At 72.4% G+C, this 14,457-nt stretch carries 12 protein-coding genes; 9 read left to right on the forward strand and 3 right to left on the reverse strand.

The features are described from left to right. Positions 1 to 80: 80 nt before the first annotated feature. The gene (locus tag ACWEFJ_RS27310; RefSeq protein ID WP_449715449.1) at positions 81 to 1,331 is read left to right on the forward strand and encodes a phytase; all 1,251 of its coding nucleotides are present in this window, start codon (positions 81 to 83) and stop codon (positions 1,329 to 1,331) included. 190 nt (positions 1,332 to 1,521) lie between these two features. On the opposite strand, the gene ACWEFJ_RS27315 is transcribed toward ACWEFJ_RS27310, so the two are convergent. Beyond that, entirely contained in the window at positions 1,522 to 2,316 is a 795-nt protein-coding gene (locus tag ACWEFJ_RS27315; RefSeq protein ID WP_449715450.1) for a membrane protein, read from the reverse strand. Between the two features lie 206 nt (positions 2,317 to 2,522). After that, the gene (locus ACWEFJ_RS27320; protein ID WP_378096730.1) at positions 2,523 to 4,022 is read right to left on the reverse strand and encodes an alpha/beta fold hydrolase; all 1,500 of its coding nucleotides are present in this window, start codon (positions 4,020 to 4,022) and stop codon (positions 2,523 to 2,525) included. A gap of 129 nt (positions 4,023 to 4,151) precedes the next feature. Here ACWEFJ_RS27320 and ACWEFJ_RS27325 point away from each other — a divergent pair, with 129 nt between their 5' ends. The 6 genes from ACWEFJ_RS27325 (at position 4,152) to ACWEFJ_RS27350 (ending at position 10,408) form a co-directional block, all read left to right on the forward strand. Then, positions 4,152 to 5,327, forward strand: coding sequence for a PucR family transcriptional regulator (locus tag ACWEFJ_RS27325; protein ID WP_378096733.1), 1,176 nt, complete (start codon positions 4,152 to 4,154; stop codon positions 5,325 to 5,327). A 159-nt stretch (positions 5,328 to 5,486) separates the two neighbouring features. Next, complete coding sequence (locus ACWEFJ_RS27330; RefSeq protein WP_449715451.1) at positions 5,487 to 6,437, forward strand: ACP S-malonyltransferase; 951 nt, start codon at positions 5,487 to 5,489, stop codon at positions 6,435 to 6,437. Next, the gene (locus ACWEFJ_RS27335; protein ID WP_378096739.1) at positions 6,434 to 7,411 is read left to right on the forward strand and encodes a beta-ketoacyl-ACP synthase III; all 978 of its coding nucleotides are present in this window, start codon (positions 6,434 to 6,436) and stop codon (positions 7,409 to 7,411) included. Before ACWEFJ_RS27330 ends, ACWEFJ_RS27335 begins: the two co-directional genes overlap by 4 nt. A gap of 61 nt (positions 7,412 to 7,472) precedes the next feature. Next, a complete protein-coding gene (locus tag ACWEFJ_RS27340) occupies positions 7,473 to 7,712 on the forward strand; it encodes an acyl carrier protein (protein WP_053720023.1) in 240 nt (79 codons plus the stop codon). Then, positions 7,709 to 8,944 carry a beta-ketoacyl-[acyl-carrier-protein] synthase family protein gene (locus tag ACWEFJ_RS27345; RefSeq protein WP_449715452.1) on the forward strand — a complete coding sequence of 412 codons (1,236 nt, stop codon included), beginning with the start codon at positions 7,709 to 7,711 and terminating at the stop codon, positions 8,942 to 8,944. The genes ACWEFJ_RS27340 and ACWEFJ_RS27345 overlap by 4 nt, the downstream gene beginning before the upstream one ends. 36 nt (positions 8,945 to 8,980) lie before the next feature. Next, complete coding sequence (locus ACWEFJ_RS27350; RefSeq protein ID WP_378097864.1) at positions 8,981 to 10,408, forward strand: acyl-CoA carboxylase subunit beta; 1,428 nt, start codon at positions 8,981 to 8,983, stop codon at positions 10,406 to 10,408. A gap of 53 nt (positions 10,409 to 10,461) precedes the next feature. On the opposite strand, the gene ACWEFJ_RS27355 is transcribed toward ACWEFJ_RS27350, so the two are convergent. Next, a complete protein-coding gene (locus tag ACWEFJ_RS27355; protein ID WP_449715453.1) occupies positions 10,462 to 11,040 on the reverse strand; it encodes a hypothetical protein in 579 nt (192 codons plus the stop codon). Between the two features lie 500 nt (positions 11,041 to 11,540). Between ACWEFJ_RS27355 and lanKC the strand changes: the two genes are divergently transcribed. Continuing rightward, positions 11,541 to 14,075 (forward strand): class III lanthionine synthetase LanKC, encoded by a 2,535-nt coding sequence (gene lanKC, locus ACWEFJ_RS27360; protein WP_449715454.1) that lies wholly within the window; start codon positions 11,541 to 11,543, stop codon positions 14,073 to 14,075. Positions 14,076 to 14,116: 41 nt separating this feature from the next. After that, the gene (locus ACWEFJ_RS27365; protein WP_378097873.1) at positions 14,117 to 14,281 is read left to right on the forward strand and encodes a SapB/AmfS family lanthipeptide; all 165 of its coding nucleotides are present in this window, start codon (positions 14,117 to 14,119) and stop codon (positions 14,279 to 14,281) included. Positions 14,282 to 14,457: the final 176 nt, after the last annotated feature.

A 14,457-nucleotide genomic window follows, 5' to 3' on the forward strand; every position in this document is an offset into this window, starting at 1 on the left:
GGCAAGAATCGAGAACCCCGCGCACCGGTGGTCACCTCGACTTCAGCCCCGGTACACCGGCGGCCGCTAGCTTGCGCCGAATGCGAATCGTGCTCCTGGCCGCCGCGGTGGCGCCGCTGCTGCTCGCCTCCTCCCCCGGTCCGGCCGAGGTCGTGCCGGTCACCCAGACCCGCGCGTTCGTCGACGACCCCGCCGCGGCCCCGGCCAACGCCGACGCCGACGACCCGGCGATCTGGGTGCACCCGCGCTCGGCCCGGCAGAGCGTCGTGCTGGGCACCCTGAAGGAGGGCGGGCTGGCCGCGTTCGACCTGGCCGGCCGCACCCTGGGCACCTACCCGGCGCCCGCCGCGCCGACGCCGGACGCCAAGCCGGGCCGGTTCAACAACGTGGACGTGCTGAGCCGGGTGCCCGTCGGCGGCCGGACGCGCGACCTGGCGTTCGTCAGCGACCGCGGCCGGGACCGCATCCGGGTGTTCGAGCTGGACGGGCGCGGCGCGGCGGCGGGCGCGGCGGTCGTGCGGGACGTGACCGACCCCGGCGCGCGGCCGGTCTTCTCCTCCTCGGAGGAGGAGGTGGACGACCAGCACACGGCCTACGGGCTCGCGGCCGGGTTCGTCGGCCGCACGCCCGTGGTCGTGACGAACCGGCGCAACGAGACCAGGGTGGCGCTGCTGCGCGTCACGGCCGGGCCGTCCGGCTCGGTCGGCACGTCGGTGGTGGCGACGCTGGACCTGCCCTCGTCGTTCCGGCTGCCCGACGGCACCTCCTGGACGCCGTGCGGCGAGCCGGGTGAGGGCCCGCAGCTGGAGGGCATGGTGGTGGACTCCGAGCACGGCGTGCTGTACGCGGCGCAGGAGGACGTCGGCATCTGGCGCGTGCCGCTGCGGGCCACCGGGTTCGGCACGCCCGTGCTCGTGGACGAGGTGCGGTCGTTCGGGGTGCCGCAGACCTACGACCCGGAGACCGAGGAGTGCGCCGTCTCGGGCGCGGACCCCGGCTTCGGCGGCCGGCACCTGGTGGCCGACGCGGAGGGGCTGACCATCGGCGACGGGTACCTGATCGCGTCCAGCCAGGGCGACTCGCGGTTCGTGGCCTACGAGCGGACCGGCCGCAACCGGTACGCGGGCGAGTTCGTCGTGGGCGCGGGCCGGCGCGTGGACTCGGTCGAGCACTCCGACGGCGCGCAGGTCGTCACGGCCGACCTCGGCCCGGCCTACCCGCGGGGCCTGCTGGTCGTGCACGACGGCGAGCGCACCCCGGCCGAGGGCGACCTGCCGACCACCGGCTTCGTCTACGTGAGCTGGGCCGACGTCCTGCGCGCACTCCACTGACCCCCGCGTGTCCTCCCTCCGGAACTCGCGTGTCCTACTCCCAGAACGCGCGTGTCCTACGTTCAGAACGCGTGAGTCGAACGCTCAGGACCCGTGAGTCCTACGTTCGGGACCCCTGAATTCAACGCTCGGACAGCGACAGGCCCCCGCCCGGCACCTGCCGGACGGGGGCCTGTCCGCACGAACGGGGTCAGCGGCCTTCGATGTGCGGCGGGATCGGCATCCCGGCGGGCGGGGTCGGCGGGTCCGCCGGGCCCGAGCGGGCGGCCCGCGCCGCGGCCGTCACGGGCTCCTGCGACCGGCGCGGCGCCGGGGTGATGTGCGCCGACTCCTCCTGGATCCGGTTGAGCCAGCCCTCCCAGCGCTGCTGCATCGGCCGGACCAGGCCGCCGCCGACGCCGATCACGATCACGCCGCCGACCGTGGCCAGCACCGCGATCAGCACCGGCATGGTCACCGCGACGGCGATGCCGAGCTGGTTGAGCGCCGCGATGACGCCCAGCGCGACGATGAAGCCGTACGTGATGCCGCCCAGCACCCGGGTGTACGGCCGCTCGCCCAGCGCGCCGGTGACCAGGCCGCGCACGGCCTTGCCGATCGCGGCGGCCACGAGCACCAGCACGATCGCCACGACGATGCGCGGCAGGTACGCGATCACGTCGTTGAGCAGGGCGCTCACCGCGTTCCCGGTGCCGAACACGCCGAACGCGAGCTGCAACGCGATCAGCAGCACGAAGTAGTAGACGAGCTTGACGATCAGGTTGGACGCGTCGATCGGCGAGCGCGACATCGCCCCGCCCAGGCCCGACCGCTCCACGAGCCGGTCGAACCCGACCCGCTTGAGCAGGAACCCGACGGCCTTCGCCAGGGCCTTGGCGATCAGCCAGCCGATCAGCAGCACGACCAGGAAGCCCAGGAGCTTCGGCACGAACGTGGCGATCATCGCCCACGCCTGCCCGAGTCCATCGGTGATCTGGGAGCCCACGACGGCCCTCCTTCGCTTCTCGCTTGTCGGGATCGTTTCTCAGCCGGCATCACCCGGCAACCTGAAGTGGTGGCACGAAAGGGTGACTGGCGTGGCGGTTCCCGCGCCGGCAGTCCAGAGTGGAATCACCGGTGGGGACCGGGGAGAGGGAAACGCCCGGCGCGAGGTTCTCGCGCCGGGCGTTTTCGCGTGGTGGGGCCGCGGTGTCAGAACCACGCCGCCAGGCCGCGACCGTCCAAATAAGCCTTCACGTGCAGGGCCGACGACGGCGCGCCCACGTCCGGCCGCGGGTCGCCGGGGCACGACGTGCTGCTGCCGGGCAGCACGCCCCGCACCAGGTACCGGTTGACCACGCGGTCGACGCACGCGTTGCCGCTGCCGTACAGGCCGTGCTTGCCCTCGTCCCGCACGGTGACCAGGTTGTGCCGCAGCCGCTCGGCCAGCGCCGGCCCGCTCTCGTACTGCGTCTGGGTGTCTCCCTCGGCCTGCACGATCACCCCGACGGGGTAACCGTCGCGCTTCAGCTCCACCGCCGGCTCGGGCGGGGTGAACCGGCGGAACGCGCACGTGGTCGGCGCCGCCCGCAGCACGCCGAAGCCGTACGGGTAGCGGTCGCGGAAGACCCTCATGTCCTCGTAGTAGGTCTCCAGGTCGGTCGGCCAGTCCACCTCGCACGTGACCGTGTTGAACACGCCGGAGACCAGGTCCTTGTCCGCCTCGCCGGACATCAGCGCGCCCGCCTCGGACGGCTCGCCGGCGCGCAGCTGGGCCACCACCGCGGCCAGGTCGGACCACAGTGGACGGTAACGCGCGCCGACGCCGACGGCCGAGTCGAAGCGGGTCCGGTTCGACTCGCCGACCGGTTTCACCGCGAGGGACGCCGCGACGCCCTCGACGGTGCCCAGCACCTCCGCGGCGGTCGCGCCGAGCGCGAACCGGTCGTGGTGCCGCGCGGCCCACTCCGCCCACGCCTCGACGTTGCGCCGGTACGCCACCGCCTGCTCCATGAACTGCTCGCGCCAGATCCACTCCGGGTGCACGGCCGAGTCGAGCACGCTGCGGTCCAGCCGCGCGGGGAACAGGCTGCCGTACACCGCGCCGAGGTAGGTGCCGTACGAGTAGCCCAGGTAGTTGATCTTCTCCTCGCCCAGCACCGCGCGCACCACGTCGAGGTCCCGGGCGGTGTTCGCGGTGTTGATGAACGGCCGGATGCCGCCGGCGGCGCGGTGGCACGCGTCCTCGGCCGCCTGCGCCTCGGCGGCCCACTTCGGGAACTCCGAGTCGGCCGGCCGGGTGTCGAGCGAGGCCAGCGCGGGCACGGTGCGGCAGGTCAGGGCGGTCGAGCCGCCGACGCCGCGCGGGTCGAACCCGATCAGGTCGTAGACCTGGGCCACCTCGCTGTTGGCCAGGAACGCGGGCATGCCCAGGCCCGAGCCGCCCGGACCGCCGGGGTTGAGCACCAGCACGCCCCGCCTGCGCGCGGCGTCGGCGGCCTTGCGCCGGCTGATCACGAGCGAGATCCGGTCCGCCTGCGGCCGGGCGTAGTCCAGCGGCAGGACCAGTTCGGCGCACTCCAATGCCTGCTTGCACGGCGACCAGGTGAGCGGCTGCGAGTGGAACTCCGCCAGCGGATCGCTGCGCGCCGTCCCGAACGACGGCGTGACCACCGTCGCCAGCACGGTGGCGACCACCAGTCCGACTGACATGTACCTGCGCACGGCACCCTCCCGAACGAGCCGGTCAGAACGCCACCGACGGTAGGACGATCAGCGCGCAGCGTCAGGATGAGTCACTCGTTGGTGTCGGCCTCCGCCGCCCGTGCGATCGTGTGCGGTATGACCAGCTCAACCGCGTTGTCGCGGGCCACCTTGCGGACCCTGCAACGGGCGTCGGGCGACCTGGCCGCCGCGAGCGTGGCCGAGATGGAGGCGCGCCTGCCGTGGTTCCGGCGGATGCCCGCCGACCAGCGGGCCGGTGTGCTGCTGCTGATCCAGAACGGCGTCGCCGGGTTCGTGTCCTGGCTGCACGACCCGCAGCAGGCGATCCGGCTGACCGCCGAGGCGTTCCGCTCCGCGCCCAAGGACATCTCGCGGTGGGTGAGCCTGCGGCAGACCGTGGAGCTGGTGCGGATCGCGCTGGAGCTGTTCGAGGAGCTGCTGCCGAGGCTGGCCGAGAGCGAGGCCGAGCGCGCGTTGCTGACCGAGGGCGTGCTGCGGTACGGCCGGGAGATCGCGTTCTCCGCGGCCACCTCCTACGCCGCGGCGGCCGAGGCGCGCGGCGCGTGGGACGCCCGGCTGGAGGCGCTGGTCGTGGACGGCATCGTGCGTGGCGACGCGGAGGAGTCGCTGCTGTCGCGGGCCACCGCGCTGGGCTGGGACCCGGCGGCGGAGGCGACCGTGCTGGTGGGCAACCCGCCGTCGGACGACCCGCCCGCGGTGGTGTTCGAGGTGCGCAGCCGGGCGGCCCGGATCGGGCGGCCGGTGCTGCTGAGCGTGCAGGGCTCGCGGCTCGTGGTGGTGCTGGGCGGCGAGACGGAGCGGGGCGAGTCGCTGGTCCGGATGTCCGACGCGTTCGGCCCCGGCCCGGTGGTGGCGGGGCCGACCGTGACGAGCCTGGCCGACGCGCACCGCAGCGCCGGCGACGCGCTGTCCGGGCTGCGCGCGGTGGTGGGGTGGCCCGGCGCGCCGCGGCCGGTGCGCTCGCTGGACCTGCTGCCGGAACGGGCGCTGGCGGGCGACCCGGAGGCGGAGTGGCAGCTGGTGGACCGGGTGGCCCGGCCGCTGGAGGAGGCGGGCGGCGCGCTGCTGGAGACCGTGGACACGTTCCTCGAAGTGGGCGGGGTGCTGGAGGCGTGCGCGCGCAAGCTGTTCGTGCACCCGAACACCGTCCGCTACCGGCTCAAGCGGGCCACCGAGCTCACCGGGAGGAACGCCAACGACCCCCGTGACGCCCTGGTGCTGCGGGTCGCGTTGTCCGTGGGGCGGCTCGCCCGCGCCCGCGGGTTGTGGTGACCTCGACCGGGTGTGACGCACGACGCATGTCCGGTTTGGGGGCTCATCGACAACACGCAAGGTCGTTCTACGTTCATCTCCGAGTCACATTTGTAGACACCCTACAACGCTTGGTCTCGGGTTTCGTCCGTGGCGACATCACCGGAAACCGCCGCGACCGTGTTCAGTGAGCGGGTGATCGCGCTCCTCGCCCCCGGACAGGGGTCCCAGACACCCGGCATGCTCACCCCCTGGCTCGACGTCGAGGGTGCCGCCGAGCGCGTCGCCGCGTGGTCCGAGGCGACCGGTCTCGACCTGGCCCGGCTGGGCACCACGGCGGACGCGGACGAGATCAAGGACACCGCCGTCACCCAGCCGCTGGTGGTGGCGCTCGCCCTGCTGGCCTACGAGGAGCTGCGCCGCCGCGTCGAGCTGCCCGCCGACACGATCGTCGGCGGCCACTCCGTCGGCGAGCTGGCCGCCGCCGCCATCGCGGGCGTGCTGAGCACCGACGACGCCGTGGCGCTGGCCGCCGTGCGCGGCGCCGAGATGGCCGCCGCCTGCGCCCTGACGCCGACCGGCATGGCCGCGGTGCTCGGCGGCGACGAGGACGAGGTCCTCGCCCGCCTGGACGAGCTGGGCCTGGTCGGCGCGAACCGCAACGGCGCGGGCCAGATCGTGGCCGCCGGCCCGCTGGAGGCGCTGCAGGCGCTGGTCGAGCAGCCGCCCGCCCGCGCGAAGATCCGCACGCTGAAGGTCGCGGGCGCGTTCCACACCCACTACATGGCCCCCGCCGAGGAGGCGCTGCGCGCCCGTGCCGCCGGGATCGTGGCGAAGGACCCCGGGCTGCCGCTGCTGTCCAACGCCGACGGCGCCGTGGTCTCCGACGGCGACGAGGTGCTGAGCCGACTGATCTCCCAGGTGACCCGCCCCGTGCGGTGGGACGCCTGCCAGGCAACCCTGGCCGGGCGCGCCGTGACCGCGGTGGTGGAGCTGCCGCCGGCGGGCGCGTTGACCGGCCTGGCCAAGCGCGAACTGAAGGGCACACCCACCTTGGGCCTCAAGACCCCCGACCAGCTCGACCAGGTCGTCGAGATGATCACCGCGACACCGGCGGAGGTGGCCGAGTGACCACCTTCTCGGTCCCCACCGGCTCGATCGGCACCCGCATCCTCGGCCTCGGCAGCTACCAGCCCGAGACGATCGTCAGCAACCACGACCTCAGCCTGCGCATGGACACCTCGGACGAGTGGATCCGGGACCGGGTCGGCATCGTCAACCGCCGGATCGCCAAGCCCGACGAGCGGCTGGTGGACATGGCGGTCGAGGCGGGCGCCAAGGCCGTGGCCGACGCCGGGCTGTCGCCGTCGGACATCGGCGCGGTCATCGTGGCCACCTGCACCATGCCGTCCCAGATCCCCAACGCGGCGGCGCAGGTCGCCGACCGGATCGGGATCAAGGCCGCAGCCGCGTTCGACCTGAACGCCGCGTGCGCCGGGTTCTGCTACGCCCTCGGCACGGCCTCCGACCTGGTCCGCGCGGGCACGGCGAAGCACGTGCTGGTGATCGGCGCGGAGAAGCTGACCGACTGGGTCGACGCCGACGACCGGTCCACCGCGATCATCTTCGCGGACGGCGCGGGCGCGGCGGTCGTCGGCGCGGCCGACGAGCCGGGCATCGGCCCGGTGTCGTGGGGCAGCGCGGGCGACCTGGTGGACATGATCCACGTCAAGGACCGCGCGTCGTTCATCTTCCAGGAGGGCCAGTCGGTCTTCCGCTGGGCGACCACCCAGATCGCGCCGATCGCGCTCAAGGCGGTCGAGCTGGCCGGCCTGCAGGTGTCCGACGTGGACGTCTTCGTGCCGCACCAGGCGAACCTGCGGATCGTCGAGGCCATCGCCAAGCGCCTGCACGCCAAGGGTGCGCGCGAAGACCTGGTGATCGCTCGTGACATCGTGGACTCCGGCAACACCTCGTCCGCTTCGATCCCGCTCGCGCTGGACCACATGCGCGCGGCGGGAGAGGTGCGCAGCGGTGACGTGGCGCTGCTCGTCGGCTTCGGGGCCGGCCTGTCCTACGCGGGACAGGTCGTCCGGCTGCCGTGACCGCTATTCCAGACTCCGGTGGGACGACCCAGCCGGCGAAGCAAGAAGGAAGGGATTTTCAGTGAGCAACGAGGACATCCAGAAGGGGCTCGCCGAGATCGTCGAGGAGGTCGCCGGTGTCGAGGCGGCCGACGTGACGGCTGACAAGTCCTTTGTGGACGACCTGGACATCGACTCGCTGTCCATGGTGGAGATCGCCGTGCAGGCCGAGGACAAGTTCGGCGTGAAGATCCCGGACGACGAGCTGGCCAACCTCAAGACCGTGGGCGATGCGGTGAACTACATCGCCAGCAACGCATGACCAGTAGCAACGACGTCGTCGTCACCGGGCTGGGTGCCACCACCCCGCTCGGTGGCGATGTCGCCTCCACCTGGGACGCCCTCCTGGCCGGCCGCAGCGGCGTGCGCGCACTGACGGCCGACTTCGTGGAGCGCTTCGACCTGCCGGTGAAGATCGGCGCGCCGCTCGCGGTCGAGCCGACCGACGTGCTGCCGCGCGTCGAGGCGCGCCGGCTGGACCGCTGCGAGCAGGTCGCGGTGGTCGCCGCCCGCCAGGCGTGGGCGGACGCGGGCTTCGGCGACGACGACGTCGACCCCGAGCGGCTCGGTGTCGTGGTGGGCACCGGCATCGGCGGCGCGATGACGCTGCTCGACCAGGACGACCTGATCGAGGCGTCGGGCCTGCGCAAGGTGTCGCCGCTGACCGTGCCCATGCTCATGCCCAACGGCCCGGCCGCGCACGTCGGCCTGGACCTGAAGGCCCGCGCGGGCGTGCACGCGCCGGTGTCGGCCTGCGCGTCCGGCGCCGAGGCGCTGGCCTGGGCGTACCGGATGCTGAAGTCGGGCGAGGCGGACGTGGTCGTGGCCGGTGGCGCGGAAGCGTGCATCACCACCATCACCATGGCCGGGTTCATCCAGGCCCGGACCATGAGCACCCGCAACGACGACCCGGAACGCGCGTCGCGCCCGTTCGACGTCAACCGGGACGGGTTCGTGCTCGGCGAGGGCGCCGGGATCATGGTGCTGGAGCGCGAGGACTTCGCCCGCGCCCGCGGCGCCCGGATCTACGGCAGGCTCGCGGGCATCGGCACCAGCTCCGACGGCCACCACATTACCGCGGCCGACCCGGAGGGCATCGGGCAGTCCCGGGCCATCGCGAAGGCGATCCGCACCGCGGGCGTCGACCCGGCCGACGTGGGCCACGTCAACTGCCACGCGACGTCCACCCCGGTGGGCGACGTGATCGAGCCGCAGGCCGTGCGCCGGGCGGTGGGAGACCACCCGGTGCTGACCGCGCCCAAGGGCAACCACGGCCACCTGCTGGGCGCCTCGGGCGCGGTGGAGGCGATCACCACGCTGCTGTCGGTCCGCGACGGCATCGTGCCGCCGACGCTGAACCTGGAGAACCAGGACCCGAAGGTGCAGCTGGAGGTCGTCACCGGCGAGCCGCGCAAGATCGACCTGATCGCCGCGGTCAACAACTCGTTCGGGTTCGGCGGGCACAACGTCTCGCTCGTCTTCACCCAGGCCTGAGCACTCCGGGCCCGACGTCTCACGAGGAGCTTCGCGATGACTGCCCTTGCGGCCCGACCGGTGGACCCCGGGGCGGACGGCGGGACCGACCCGCGCGACCCGGAGGTCCGGCTCGCGCAACTGCTCGACCCGGGGTCGATCGCGCCGCTGCGGCCCCGCGACGGCAGCGGCATGGTCGCCGTGCGCGGTCGGATCAACGGCGCGAAGGTCGTGGCCTACTGCAGCGACGCCACGCGCATGGGCGGCGCGTTGGGGTCCGAGGGGTGCGGGCACATCGTGGAGGCGATCGACATCGCGGTGCGCGAGCGCACCCCGGTGATCGGCGTCTGGCACTCCGGCGGCGCGCGGCTGCCGGAGGGCGTGGAGTCGCTGGACGGCATGGGCCGGATGTTCGCCGCGATGATCCGGGCGTCCGGTCGGGTGCCGCAGATCTCCGTGGTGGTCGGCCCGGCGGCGGGCGGCGGCGCGTACGGCCCGGCGCTGACCGACGTGGTGATCATGGCCCCGGCCGGCAAGGTGTTCGTGACCGGGCCGGACGTGGTCCGGTCGGTGACCGGCGAGCAGATCGACATGGACGGGCTGGGCGGCGCGGAGGCGCACGGGCGCAAGTCCGGCGTCGTGCACGTGGTCGCCGACGACGAGCCGGACGCCTACCGGCGGGCGCGGCGGCTCACCGGCCTGTTCGCCCAGCCGGGCGTGTTCGACCTGCACTCGGTGCCCGACGGCGACGACCTGCGCGCGCTGCTGCCGGAGCAGCCGCAGCGGGCCTACGACGTCAAGCCGCTGGTGCGCGCGATCCTGGACGACGACTCGTTCGAGGAACTGCAGGCGAAGTGGGCGGCGAACATCGTGGTCGGTCTGGGCCGGCTCGGTGGCCGCACGGTCGGCGTGATCGCGAACAACCCGATCCGCAAGGGCGGCTGCCTGGACTCGCTGTCGGCGGAGAAGGCGGCGCGGTTCGTGCGCATGTGCGACGCGTTCGGCGTGCCGCTGCTGGTGCTGGTGGACGTGCCGGGCTACCTGCCGGGCGTCGGCCAGGAGTGGGACGGCGTGGTGCGGCGCGGCGCGAAGCTGCTGCACGCGTTCGGCGAGGCCGTCGTGCCGCGGGTGACGCTGGTGACCCGCAAGTCGTACGGCGGCGCGTACATCGCGATGAACTCGCGGTCGCTGGGCGCCACGGCGGTGTTCGCGTGGCCGATCGCCGAGGTGGCCGTGATGGGCGCCAAGGCCGCGGTCGGCATCCTGCACCGCAAGAAGCTGGCCGCCGTGCCGGACGAGGAGCGGGAGGCGCTGCACGCCGAGCTCGTGGCGGAGCACGAGCGGATCGCGGGCGGCGTGGACCGCGCGATCGCGATCGGTGTGGTGGACGAGGTCGTGGAGCCGACGCGGACGCGGCGCAAGCTCGCGGAGGCCCTGGCGGCGGCGCCCGCCGGGCGGGGCGCGCACGGCAACATCCCGCTGTAGGCGGGACCGGTGTGGGTGGGGTCGTTCCGTCGGGGGGCGACCCCACCGCCGTGTCAGCAGGCGGTGAACTGGGACGTGGAGCCCTCGGTGCCGAGGTCGACCCGCAGCGCGTCGCGGTCCACCTGCAACGGGTAGACCACGCGCCAGTGGATGCAGTCGGCCTGGAGGTCGGCGGGCGCCTTGGCGACGTCCTGCGTGCTGGTGAACGTCATGAGCACCCGCAGCCTGGTCGGTGACACCGACTCCACCCGGTGCACCAGGATCGACCCGTCGCGCGAGCTCTCGTAGTCCGAGAGCCACCGCGACTTCGGCGTCTGGCCCACCCGGTGCGCGGTCACGGTCTTGGCCCACTGCTCGTAGTCGTGGTCGTTGATGGCGTCGAAGAACTGCTGGAGCACCTCGCGCACGCGTTCGCCGTCCGGGTGCTGCGCCGCGTCGGCGCTGAGCCGCACCGTGCCGCTGCCCGGCTGCGCGCTGCGCGGCACGGGCTCCGACGACCCCGAAGCGGTCGCCACGACCTCGTCGTCCGGCACGACCGCGGGCCGCTGGTAGACCTCGCGCGCCAGCACGCCGACGCCCGCCGTCGCGGCGGCGACCAGCAGCACGGCGGGCAGCACGAGTCTCGCGGACACCTCAGGAGCGTGCCACAACCCCCGTCCGCGCCCGGAACCACCCGTACGGCCCAGCGGTTGCCCCGAACGATGCGGTTCAACCCGACGGACACGGCTACCGACAATGGTCACGACGTGAAGCCGAAGCCCCTTTCCCACCACTTTGCGGGTTCATCGGAGCAAAAATCGCGTCCGAACGTCGCAGACCACGACGCGACAACGGTCCGTGACCGAACCCGCAATTCAGCGGACAAAGAAGAAAACCCCAGGTCGCCACGCCGCAAACCGATGAACGATCGCGTTTCGTTTAGGTGTTGTTCGCCTGCCGTTTCCGCTGCATCGAGTGCTCAAACATGACGATCGGGTGAACCTTGCGAACCTGAGTCCACCGGCAGTGTCAATCCGAGGAAAACTCATTAGCTCGTACGGACGACGACACCCCCCGAAATGGTGGATTGGCTTCACCGGCGTCGTCGTGCGGGAATATGCCGGTCGAAGAAATTGCAAGGAGGCGAAATCCGGTGGATCTCCGCTATGAGGCGTACTGCTTCGCGGACCGTCTCTTCTACGACGTCCAAAGCCACGCGGAAACCGCCGACGACGATTTCTCGCAGGTGCTGCCGGCGCTGCCGGAGGGGTGGTCGCAGGGCGACCGCAACATCTGGCGGCACACCTACCCGCGGGACGTGCCCCTGCCGAAGCAGGGCTGGAAGATCCACGTCTCGGCGACCGTGCTGAACGCGGGCGAGGTCCTGCTGAAGTCCTACGAGTACCTGGTGGCCCGCCGCATCCCGTTCAAGTACCTGCGCACCAGGTCCATCGTGCTGGCCCGCAACTCGAAGTACGCGCCCCGTGAAGGCAGCGGCAAGCTCATCACGATCTACCCGGCCGACGAGTCCCAACTGGAGTCGACGCTGCGGGAGCTGTCCGACATTCTCCGGGGCCAGCCGGGCGCCTACATCCTGAGCGACCTCCGCTACGGCGCCGGCCCGTTGTTCGTCCGCTACGGCGGGTTCGTCGAGCAGTGGCTGGAGAAGGACGGCAAGCGCGTGCTGGCCATCGAGGGCCCGGACGGCACGCTCGTGCCCGACCAGCGCAAGCCGACTTTCTGGACACCGGAGTGGGTGAAGATCCCGGCGTGCCTGGAGGAGCACCTGGCCGTGCGCCGGGCGGGCAGCGCGGACGAGTTCCCCTACCGGGTGCTCCGCTCGCTGCACTTCTCCAACGGCGGCGGCGTGTACGAGGCGATCCGCAAGTCCGACGACCGGCGGGTGGTGCTCAAGGAGGCCAGGCCGCACTCGGGCCTGGACCGGCTGAACGTCGACGCGGTCGCCCGCCTGCACCGCGAGCACGAGATGCTGGAGCTGGTCGCGGGCGTCCCGGGCGTGCCCGAGGTGTTCGAGCGCTTCACGGCGTGGGAGCACGAGTTCATGGCCATGTCCGAAGTGCCCGGTCGCCCGCTCGGCCAGTGGCTCGGGCAGCACTACCCGCTCACCCACCACGAGGTCTCCGACGAGGCGGTCGCCGCCTACACCGAGCGCGCGCTGAAGATCATCGCCGACGTCGAGCGGATCATCGGCGACGTGCACGCCCGCGGCCTGGTGTTCTGCGACCTCCACCCGCTCAACATCCTGGTGGACGACGACGACTCCATCTCGCTGATCGACTTCGAGCTGGCGTTCCGCGTCGAGGAGGACAAGAAGCCCACGCTCGGCTCGCCGGGCTTCCAGGCGCCGCCGGACCGCAGCGGCTTCGAGATCGACGAGCACGCCCTCGCCGCGCTGCGCCTGTACGTCTTCCTGCCGCTCATCACCATCCTCGAACTCGCGCCGGTGAAGCTGCGGACCCACGTCGACTTCGTCCGGCGCCGGTTCGGCCTGTCCGACGAGTACTGCGCGAAGATCCTCGCCGGCATGGAGCGCCGCGTCGACCCGCCGACCGAGTCGCCCACGACCGCGCTGGACGCGCCGGAGCCGGAGCTGCCGGTGGTGCTCAAGATGGTCGCGGCGGCGATCCTGGCCAGCGCCACCCCGCAGCGCGACGACCGGCTGTTCCCCGGTGACGTGGAGCAGTTCGAGACCGGCGGGGCCACCTTCGGCTACGGCGCGGCGGGCGTGCTGCACGCGCTGGACGTCACGGGTCAGGGCCGGTTCCCCGACCACGAGCGGTGGCTGCTGGAGGCCGTGCGCCGCGACCCGCCGAAGGAGCCCGGCTTCTTCAGCGGCGCCCACGGCATCGCGTACGTGCTGGAGGAGTTCGGCCACCACGACCTCGCGGGCGAGTTGGTCCGCTCCTACGCCGCGATGGTGCCCGACACCGAGGACCACGGTCTCGGCTCCGGCCTCGCGGGCATCGCGCTCAACCTGCTGCACTTCGCCGGCACGCGCGACGACGAGACCTACGCCGAGCAGGCGCTCGAGCTGGCCGAGCGCCTGGACACCGCGCTGGCGAACGTCGAGCCGCCCGGTGACAAGGCCCGCGCGGGCCTGGACCACGGCTGGTCCGGTCCCGCGCTGCTGTTCCTGCGCCTGTTCGAGCGCACCGGCGACCGGCACTGGCTGGACGTGGGCGTCAAGGCGCTGGAGCGCGACCTGGCCGAGACGATGATCGCGTTGGACGGCTCGACGCAGGTCCGGGACGGCACCGCCCGCACCCTGCCCTACGTCGGCACCGGCAGCGCGGGCATCGCCCTGGTGCTCAACGAGTTCCGCCTGGTCGAGCCGGACCTGCCGGTGCTGGAGAAGCTGCCGGACCTGCTCAGCGCCACGACCGGCGAGTTCGTCATCCAGCCCGCGCTGATGCTGGGCCGGGCCGGTCTGCTGGCCACCCTCGTGCACACCGGCGGGCCCCGGCGCGCGATCGACCGGCACCTCGCCTCGCTCTCCTGGCACGCCATCCCCTACCAGGGCGGACTGGCGTTCCCCGGCATCCAGCTCCGGCGGTTGTCGATGGACCTGAACACCGGTGGGGCGGGCGTGCTCCTGGCGCTCGGCACCCTCGCGAACGGCACCCCGATGTTGCCGTTCCTCAAAGCCCCGGCCCTCGCGGGTCGGTAGCAGTACCCCGATCCAGTCCCCCCGACCAAGGAGTTACCACCATGGACTTCATCCTCGACCTGCAGGACCTGGAGACCCCCGAGGCCGCCTCCAACGCGATGGCGTCGGGCGGCAGCAGCAGCGGTGGCGGCGGCAGCACCTCCGCCTCCGGCCTGTCCCTGCTGGGCTGCGGCGCGCACTCCACCGTCAGCCTCGTGATCTGCTAGTTCGACTCGCAACTCCGCTGCACCCCGGGTGAGCGGCGCAGTCGAAGTGCGCCGCTCACCCGTTACCCAGGGGGGTTCGACGGCATGCCGTCGAACACAAAGGAACAACCACCGGGGGGGGGAAAGTGTTGAAAGAAAAAAGTATATAAGGGGGGTGGGCGGGGAAAAAAAAAAAG

Source organism: Actinosynnema sp. NPDC004786 (assembly GCF_053601135.1).

What these genes read in the sequence shown, in the direction of transcription:
- ACWEFJ_RS27310 (WP_449715449.1), top strand. Translation starts at nt 81, where the DNA reads ATGCGAATCGTGCTCCTGGCCGCCGCGGTGGCGCCGCTGCTGCTCGCC.
- ACWEFJ_RS27320 (WP_378096730.1), bottom strand. Translation starts at nt 4,022, where the DNA reads ATGTCAGTCGGACTGGTGGTCGCCACCGTGCTGGCGACGGTGGTCACG.
- ACWEFJ_RS27325 (WP_378096733.1), top strand. Translation starts at nt 4,152, where the DNA reads ATGACCAGCTCAACCGCGTTGTCGCGGGCCACCTTGCGGACCCTGCAA.
- ACWEFJ_RS27345 (WP_449715452.1), top strand. Translation starts at nt 7,709, where the DNA reads ATGACCAGTAGCAACGACGTCGTCGTCACCGGGCTGGGTGCCACCACC.
- ACWEFJ_RS27350 (WP_378097864.1), top strand. Translation starts at nt 8,981, where the DNA reads ATGACTGCCCTTGCGGCCCGACCGGTGGACCCCGGGGCGGACGGCGGG.
- ACWEFJ_RS27365 (WP_378097873.1), top strand. Translation starts at nt 14,117, where the DNA reads ATGGACTTCATCCTCGACCTGCAGGACCTGGAGACCCCCGAGGCCGCC.